Source organism: Anabaenopsis tanganyikae CS-531 (assembly GCF_029891675.1).
Classification (GTDB): domain Bacteria; phylum Cyanobacteriota; class Cyanobacteriia; order Cyanobacteriales; family Nostocaceae; genus Anabaenopsis; species Anabaenopsis arnoldii.
This window is the reverse complement of record NZ_JANQDF010000011.1, coordinates 1-6,101: the sequence shown is the minus strand read 5'-3', so window position 1 is coordinate 6,101 and position 6,101 is coordinate 1. Positions and strand designations below refer to the sequence as shown.

The 6,101-nt window shown below is 44.0% G+C and carries 6 protein-coding genes; 3 read left to right on the top strand and 3 right to left on the bottom strand.

Going from position 1 to position 6,101, the window contains the following annotated elements:
* Positions 1-518 precede the first annotated feature (518 nt).
* Positions 519-1,205 carry a cob(I)yrinic acid a,c-diamide adenosyltransferase gene (cobO, locus tag NWP22_RS01090; protein WP_271734197.1) on the top strand — a complete coding sequence of 229 codons (687 nt, stop codon included), beginning with the start codon at positions 519-521 and terminating at the stop codon, positions 1,203-1,205.
* A 78-nt stretch (positions 1,206-1,283) separates the two neighbouring features.
* Here cobO and NWP22_RS01085 read toward each other — a convergent pair whose 3' ends face one another.
* Entirely contained in the window at positions 1,284-2,267 is a 984-nt protein-coding gene (locus NWP22_RS01085; RefSeq protein WP_271734196.1) for an RNA polymerase sigma factor, RpoD/SigA family, read from the bottom strand.
* Between the two features lie 566 nt (positions 2,268-2,833).
* Complete coding sequence (locus NWP22_RS01080) at positions 2,834-3,241, bottom strand: universal stress protein (RefSeq protein WP_271734194.1); 408 nt, start codon at positions 3,239-3,241, stop codon at positions 2,834-2,836.
* Positions 3,242-3,579: 338 nt separating this feature from the next.
* On the opposite strand from NWP22_RS01080, the gene NWP22_RS01075 reads away from it, so the two are divergent.
* Both NWP22_RS01075 and NWP22_RS01070 read left to right on the top strand, forming a co-directional pair.
* Positions 3,580-4,782 carry a phosphoglycerate kinase gene (locus tag NWP22_RS01075; protein ID WP_271734193.1) on the top strand — a complete coding sequence of 401 codons (1,203 nt, stop codon included), beginning with the start codon at positions 3,580-3,582 and terminating at the stop codon, positions 4,780-4,782.
* Between the two features lie 148 nt (positions 4,783-4,930).
* Positions 4,931-5,851: a DUF928 domain-containing protein gene (locus NWP22_RS01070; RefSeq protein ID WP_271734192.1), complete on the top strand. Its 921-nt coding sequence runs from the start codon at positions 4,931-4,933 to the stop codon at positions 5,849-5,851.
* A gap of 25 nt (positions 5,852-5,876) precedes the next feature.
* Here NWP22_RS01070 and NWP22_RS01065 read toward each other — a convergent pair.
* Positions 5,877-6,101: hypothetical protein (locus NWP22_RS01065; protein WP_280801414.1), on the bottom strand; the 225-nt coding region annotated here is incomplete at its 5' end.

The window sequence follows — 6,101 nt, the reverse complement described above, 5'->3', positions numbered from 1 at the left end:
TTATCCGGACAATGGTCTTTTAAGGGGCTATTTTTCTTACTAAGAATACAGACTTTGTACTGTTTTTCTCCCTTGTCACCTAGTCCACCTTGTCCACCTTGTCTTGTCCTTTTAAGGGGAGGGGACTGGATTTGATTGTTTTTTGTGTGTTCCCCAATCCTTCCCATTCCCTAATCCTTCGGTGCTCCCCAATCCTTCGGTGTTCCCTGTTCCCTGTTCGGTGTGTTCCCTGTTCCCTAAGATAAAAATTACCTGTTGAAAACTTATCAAACATCCTCTCAGATTCTCCCAAAATTTAGTTAATTAAATCCTACAAAAATGTTGAATATCTACATTTTTCATGATCTCCAAGCCATATGATCAGGAATTAATATAGTGTTCCAAAATAATTTCTCAAGAGAATTAAATGAAACAACACGTAGTCACTCACCTGAATAAATCCAGTCTTTTCAAGACTAACCCCTTCGTCCTATAACCCTGCTGTGGGTGAGAAAATTCATATTTGATAAGTAAGGTTGATGAAAAGCGATACACCAGAAGAGTTAAACTCAGATAGAGAAATTGAACGCTTAATAGACGAAATCATGTCCTCAACCCTAACTAACTTAACTGATGAACAATACCGCCACAAGATGCAGCGGCGCAAAGAGGTACAGGATCGCCGTATAGCAGAGGCTGTACCAGAAAAAGGTTTAATTATAGTTAATACTGGTAATGGTAAGGGTAAAACCACTGCGGCTTTGGGTATGGTGTTGCGATCGCTCGGTCATGGGTATAAAGTAGCGATTGTGCAATTTATCAAAGGTGCTTGGGAACCATCAGAAAAAAAGGTTTTCAGCTTTTGGGAAAACCAGATAGAATTTCACGCTATGGGGGAAGGCTTTACCTGGGAAACTCAAGACCGCGATCGCGACCTTGACAAAGCCAGCGCTGCTTGGGAGAAATCATTAGAATATATTCGCAATCCAGAATTTCAGTTAGTGTTGCTCGATGAAATCAATATCGCCCTCAAAATGGGCTATTTAGAAGTAGATCAAGTTTTAGCAGGGTTAGCAGAAAAACCACCCAACAAGCACGTAATTCTCACAGGTCGAGGCGCACCCCCTGCTTTAATCGAGCGAGCAGATTTAGTCACGGAAATGACTCTGATTAAACATCCTTTCCGGGATCAAGGAGTGAAGGCCCAAGCTGGGATTGAGTTTTAATTAACACCATCCCTCGAAGAACAAGATAAAAAATCGCCCCCTGACTTCAGGAGGCGCGTCACCGCAAGCTATCTGCTTTTAGCTAGCAACATACTCCTTAACATTGGCGCGACGACGGCGCAAATGAGCAAGAGCTTGATGTTCTAGCTGACGGACGCGCTCACGGCTAAGATTTAAGCGTTCACCCACCTTAGCTAAAGACATTTCATGACCATCTTCTAAACCAAAGCGCAGGGCTAAAACCTGTCTTTGTTGGGGGGTAAGTTCTGCCAACAAGTTATTCAGGTCTTCACGCAAGAACTCTTGGGTGGTGTAATACTCAGGAGATGGTCCTTCATCTTCGAGCATTTCTTGCAATTCTGTATCCTGGTTATCGCCGACTTTCACATCTAAGGACACTGGTTGACGCGCCATATTCAGGTATTCCCGAATCTGCATCGGCTCTAGTTCCAACTCTTGCGCAATTTCCGCAGGATTCGGCGATCGCCCCAACTTTTGCGCCAATTCCCGCTGTACTTTTTTGATTTTGTTGAGTTTCTCGGTGATATGAATCGGTAACCGAATAGTCCGACCTTGCTGGGCGATCGCCCGGGTAATCGCTTGGCGAATCCACCAGTAAGCATAGGTGGAGAACTTATAACCCCTGGTGGGATCAAACTTTTCTACACCCCTTTCTAATCCTAGAGTTCCTTCCTGGATCAAATCCAAAAACTCCATGTTGCGCTTTTGGTATTTCTTGGCGATGGCCACAACCAAACGCAGGTTGGCTTCAATCATCTTTTGCTTGGCCCGTTTACCTAGGGTGACAGAGTGTGTGATCTGTGTTTCCGTTTGGTTAACATGGGCTGCCCACTCTGCTAAACTAGGTTCATGACCTAGCTCCTGCCCTAAGGAGTCTTTAGCCTCCACAAGGGTCATCATTTGTTGTACCTGCTTGCCAAAAATAATCTCTTCTTCTCGCGTTAGCAGTGGTACCCGACCAATTTCCCGCAGATAGGTTCTGACCATATCAGCCGTGAATTTGGTATTGAGGTTTTCGGTTTTGGTTTTAACAATAGCCATTGGTGCGTTGTCCTCTACTCCGTAAATACAACGGATCTTGAATAACTAAATCTGGTTTGGAAAGGTAGTAAACATATCACGGAACATAGGGCGCTACCAAAAGAAGTCAATTCATACACCGCCTATGAAAGATTAAGAATACCCCTACCCGATATAGGTTCCCTTACCTTCCCTGAATTTTGAAGTCTCCTAGAAGCACACTTGGTTATTGGCGTAAATTCTTTTTATCCTCGGCCGCGATGTGCAATTGTAAAATCTGAAGTCGATATGATTTCTACTTATCCTATACTAAGACAAATCAAGCAGATAGTAAAGTAACTCAGGTAAATCTTTCAATTATAATTGAAAACTGTTTCGTTGACAAAAAAAATAATTTACACAAATCTTACTAACTATATCCATAGTGACGCAAAAACCCCCTCTTCAGTTGCTGACAAGTAGCGGGATAACCGAACTATTTGACCGGCGAAGATGGAGAGATGTTACGCAACCAAAGAATTTTAGGCAGCAAAAGTGCTATTGGGGATCGAATGTAGGTAGACGCGATTCATCGCGTCTTGGCAAGATTAAGGCACAATTAGCACTGGGCAAGGAGAAAGATTAATTACACGCGTAGTAACACTATCACTTGCTCCCTCGTCAGTCAAACCTAATCCTCTACAACCCATGATAATTAAATCTGCCCCGATGTCATCAGCCACATCGCAGATAGTAAAGGCTGGTTTCCCCTGTTTTTCCAGAATCTCACATTGAATTCCTTGCTGAGAAAACAAAGATCGCGCATTTTCCAGCAATTGAGAGACAAGGTCTGACGACTTCATGGGATCTGGACTGGGTACATCCGTGACTGGTTCTTCCACCACAGACAGCAGCACCAAGCGACTACCGTACTTCTGCACAACGTTGGTAACTACATCAGCAGCTTCTCGCGCTTCCCGGCTTTGATCAATTGGAAATAGTACTGTTTTAAACATCTCTGTCACTTAGCACCCCTGACTACGTTGACACTCACCTAACTAAGGAGATTTAGTGTTTACCCTTGCTTCACTGTGCAAAAGTCCGCCTCTGCGAGTCCACAAGTTAACACCGTGGAACTCACCTACCGCCCTGGCAGTTCTCAAGCGCACGCTTTTTAAGTGTACGCTTTACCGCTATGATAATTTTAGCATTTCACGACAGAATCAAATCAGTCATTAGCTTAATATGCCCCGCATAAATAACGGGGGATTTACGCATCACTGCTTGCTCGTAAAATCTTGATGGTTCCACTTTCAAAACAATAACAAAAGGCTAATCAGGAGAGTCTATCATAATGTCGAAAAAAACTTTAGCAAATTTGTCTGCAAGTGATATATCAGGTAAACGTGCCTTAGTACGGGTTGATTTTAACGTCCCTGTCGATGACCAAGGCAACATCACAGATGATACTCGCATTCGCGCTGCTTTGCCCACTATCCAAGATTTGACCCAGAAGGGAGCTAAGGTAATTCTAGCTAGCCATTTTGGTCGTCCCAAGGGTGTGGATGACAAGCTGCGTTTAACCCCAGTTGCTAAACGTCTCTCGGAATTGCTAGGTCAAGAAGTTGTCAAAACTGATGACTGTATCGGCGATGCGGTTGCTGCTCAAGTTGCAGCTTTACAAAATGGACAAGTTCTGCTACTCGAAAATGTCCGCTTCTACAAGGAAGAAGAGAAAAACGACCCAGAATTTGCTAAAAAACTGGCAGCTAATGCTGACTTTTATGTGAATGATGCTTTTGGTACAGCACACCGCGCCCACGCTTCGACTGAAGGTGTAACTCACTACTTGAGTCCTTCTGTGGGGGGATATTTGATCGAGAAGGAACTACAGTACTTACAGAGTGCTATTGAAGATCCCCAACGTCCTTTGGCGGCAATTATTGGCGGTTCCAAGGTTTCCAGCAAAATAGGTGTGATTGAAACTCTCCTGGAAAAATGCGATAAGCTGATCATCGGTGGCGGGATGATTTTCACCTTCTATAAAGCCCGGGGTTTAAGTGTTGGTAAGTCTTTGGTAGAAGAAGATAAATTAGAACTGGCCAAGACTTTGGAAGCTAAAGCTCAAGAACGTGGCGTTACCTTCTTGTTACCTACAGATATCGTCTCAGCAGATAAGTTCGCCCCCGATGCTAATGCAACAACTGTCAGTATTGAAAATATTCCCGCTGATGGTATGGGTTTGGATATTGGCCCCGACTCTGTGAAGGTTTTCCAAGCAGCTTTGGCTGATTGCAAAACTGTGATTTGGAACGGCCCTATGGGTGTGTTTGAGTTTGATAAATTTGCTACCGGTACAGAAGCGATCGCTCATACTCTCGCAGAAATCGGTAAAACTGGTACAACCACAATCATCGGTGGTGGTGACTCAGTGGCGGCTGTGGAAAAGGTCGGTTTAGCTGATCAAATGAGCCACATCTCCACCGGTGGAGGCGCTAGCTTGGAACTGTTAGAAGGTAAAATCTTACCTGGTATTGCGGCTTTAGACGAAGCATAAGTAATTAATTAACAGTCAAGAGTGAACAGCCTCAAGGCTGTTCACTGTCACATTTAATACAAATCAATATAGTGTTAAGTATTTTAGCAGGGTTCCCCATCTGCAGCTATGGTGACAAAATCTCTATTACCAGTTAAGTAGTTCTTGTATGAAATATCAAATTTGGCTACACTGTCTATTGACTGGCTGCTTCTGTTTACCCCTAGGTTTTATCCCTCCTACTCCAGTCTTAGCAACACATCAACCTGACCACGTAGTTAAGAGCATCTCCAGCTATGACGAATATATGCAAGTTGGTTATGCAAAAATTGCTGACAGGGAATATCGCCAAGCTTTAATATATTTCCAGCAAGCATTAGCAGCACGTCCGGGCGATCGCCAAGCCGCAGAAGCCATCAGGAATATTGAAGCTTATATTCAACCCGGTGGCAATGTAATTATATTCCCGGAAGGCAGACCTAGCAGAACCACTCCTGCAGGTACACGTCTACCTGAATTGCTTACAAATGAAGAGGAAAAATGTTTCCCGGATGAGCAGTTTCCTGTTTCCCTCATCCCCGCCCACGAACAAGATGGAAAGCAGCGAACCACGTCAGACCATCCCCAATTCTGGTTCTACATTCCTGAAACTACCACAGCAATACAAAGACTGGAATTTCTGCTCAGGGATGATCAAATACCTCAAAACCTGTATACAAAGACCTTTGATGGGGGAGCCAAAGCAGGTATTGTGAGTATCAAAATACCTACTAGTGAAGCACCATTAACAGCAGACCGTGCATATACTTGGAAACTTTCCATCATTTGTGATTCTTCTAGTCCTTCAGATTTGTACTTAAAAGGTAAGATTGAGGTAGTCAAAGATCCTAATCTTTACTCTCAGGTGCAACAGACCACGGAACCTTTAGATCAGGCAATGCTTTATGCCACCGCTGGACTGTGGGAAAATTTTGTGAGTATTTTAGCTGATTTACACCGTCAACGCCCCAATGATCCCCAGATTAACCAGTATTGGCTGGAATTGTTGACATCAGTGGGGTTGACAAAAGCACCTTCAGACTCACCATGATCAGGAAACCCAGGGAATATCAAATTTACCGACAATATGCCGTAGCAGCATCAACTCGGTGAGGGTGATTTCCCCTAGGAGCAGCCACTAAAACCACATCTCCTTGAGTATTAACTACCCATCCCTGGGCGGGGATAACTCTTCGAGTCATCATAGATACAGGACTGACCACAGCCGATGATTCCTCCAGTGTGGGAGCAATTAAACTCACTTCCACCTCGCTACTACTATGTATTTGTTCCGGGGAACC